Annotated in this window: 2 protein-coding genes; both read right to left on the minus strand. The window is 47.2% G+C overall.

Features of this window, described 5'->3' with window-relative positions; genetic code table 11:
• Positions 1-90 precede the first annotated feature (90 nt).
• Positions 91-843: an IS21-like element helper ATPase IstB gene (istB, locus tag EV212_RS13310; RefSeq protein WP_207669134.1), complete on the minus strand. Its 753-nt coding sequence runs from the start codon at positions 841-843 to the stop codon at positions 91-93.
• Positions 843-2,297, minus strand: coding sequence for an IS21 family transposase (istA, locus tag EV212_RS13315; RefSeq protein ID WP_207669133.1), 1,455 nt, complete (start codon positions 2,295-2,297; stop codon positions 843-845). Before istA ends, istB begins: the two co-directional genes overlap by 1 nt.
• Positions 2,298-2,460 lie beyond the last annotated feature (163 nt).

Genomic DNA, 2,460 nt, shown 5'->3' on the forward strand with positions numbered 1-2,460 from the left:
TCTGTTTTTTGTCAAGTACTTTTCCCTGAAAAAAGCGTCGAAATTCCCTGTTTTCGTCAAGGGATTTTCCCTACTATTGGCGGGCATTGATTATGCATCCCGGCGCATGAGGGCGTGTTCCATACGATAACTTTTACCCTCAAAGATCAGCAGATGTCCATGATGGACGAGCCGATCGATCATGGCTGCCGCCATCTGATCATCCGTGAAGATACCACCCCATTTAGAAAACTCCAGGTTTGTAGTCAATATTAGACTTTTACTTTCATAGCTGTCAGATATGACTCGGAACAGGAGCTGCGATCCATCCTTGTCCACAGGAACATATCCCCATTCATCCAGAATGAGCAGGTCAAGACTGCGCAGATCCCTGAGAAGCCGTTCCAAGGTCCCGTTTTTACGGGCTTCTGCCAGCTTCAAAACAAGCTCCGTGACGGTATAAAATTTTGTCTTGTAGCCAAGATTACATGCTTTCACACCCGCCGCTATCGCCATATGCGTCTTCCCAATGCCAACCGGCCCATAAAGCACCAGATTTTTCTTTTCAGGAACAAATTCCAGTGCTTCAAGCTCCTCCCTGCAGAATGCAGGGGGAAACTTCACACTTCGATAGCTGTAATCCTCGAAAGTCTTATAGATTGGAAAACCGGCGCGTTTAATCAAACGCTTACGGCGGTTCTCATCCCGCAAGGTAAGTTCCTCATTCATAAGTTCCAGAACGAATTCCAGCTGTTTCTGTGTCCCTTTTTCAAGGCAGATCTCTGATATTCTGGACGAGAGGAACAACTGTCTGCTTGCCACAAGTATCTGAGCACAGATCTCTTCTTTCATCTTTGGTGTCATCACGATGCAGTGCCTCCTTCCTTTAGGAAAGCCTCATCATATACTGCCAGTGAGGGGCCGGTCTCCGGTGGGGTATAGATACCATAACCGGTAATCCGGGCAGCCAGTACGGAAGCATCACAGATGTTTATGTTTCCTCTTGCACAGGTCATTTCCATGGCACTGGTGGCCGCACGGAATCCATACTGATTGGTCAGCTCATTCATGATCCGCAGGCAGTCTTTCAGCTTCTCTTTTGGCTGGGCATCCATATAGGCACGAAGGGCATCCGGTGTCTCACGGCGTAGGCCGCTGTTTCCCCACGCACCGGAGTTTTTCATGAGAACAGCCAGAGTTGTGCTGTAATCACTGATGTCCGTACGTCCTTCTCCGAAAGCACGCCGGTGGGTAGTGATGACCTGTCCTTCTTCTGTGAGGATATCAATTGTATGGGCATGTATCCCAACCAGTACTTTTTGGTGGGCATTTTCCGGCATAGTGGAGTAAAAATGTTTTCCATCCATACAGACTTTCCCGTACCCATCTGCTTTCTGCCATTCATACCGGCAGACGTTAAACCTTTTTGGAGGCAGCATCAGGAGCGCCTTTCGATCTTCTTCAAACAGTTCCCCAATGGGCACTTGTTTCTTATAATGAAGTTCAGCGGCTTTCTTTTCATGACGGGAAAGCAGTTTCTGATTATATTTTTCAATCTCCGTGAAATGAGGTACCGGTACGAACAGGTTTGACCGGTTATAATCCACCTTACGTTCCACGTTCCCTTTCTCCCAGCCAGAGTAAGGATTACAGAAACGCACCCGGAAGTGATAGTGGGCACGGAACCGCGAGAAGAGCTCCGATTCATGAATGGCATCACCGATCCTCCGGCCGACACCAGTCGCATTGTCGAAGATCAGTAATGGCGGTACACCGCCTATAAATTCAAAGATATCCTGAAGCCCTTGGCAGACACACTCAGCTGTCTCCCCGCCGAATACCTGACTGTAGCCATCATTGCTGAATGGGAATGATACAGTAAGGTATTTCTTGCGGCACAGCTTTCCGGCTTCGTAGAAGTCTGCTTCTCCAAAATCCACCTGTGCAGGGCCAGGATCCCAGATCAGTTCCAGGTTAGCCTTTTCCGTCTGTATAGAGCGGCACTTTTTCATGTAGCGCTGGACGATGCTGTAGCTTCCGGTATAACCGTGTTCTTCTATCAAGCGTTCATAAACTCGCTGGGCTGTGTGGTGCTGCTTGCGCCAGTGCTTTTTATCTTCCTCCAGCCATTCATGTATGATTGGCTTAAAAGGATCCAGCTTTGAAGGCTTCTCCTGGACAATCGGTGGCTCAGGAGAAAAATCATCCTGTGATAGATATTTCCGTATTGTTTTAGGATCAGCACCAGTTTTTTCAGAAATTTCACTGATACGGTATCCACAATTGCTCAAATCTTTGATATGATTGATTTGGGACATAGTGAGCATCTTCCTTTCCTCCTTTATCTATGGTCGTGCTTAGATAAAGGATAATGGTAATGTAGAGGTGGTTCAATATGTCCCGCCTTTTTTGGGGAATTTCCCTTGCTGATTTCAGGGAATTCTGACGCTTTTTTTCGGTAATTCTAGTGTATCATAAACA

Origin of the sequence: Frisingicoccus caecimuris, from assembly GCF_004340975.1 — a bacterium.
In the GTDB taxonomy this organism is placed as follows: domain Bacteria; phylum Bacillota; class Clostridia; order Lachnospirales; family Lachnospiraceae; genus Frisingicoccus; species Frisingicoccus caecimuris.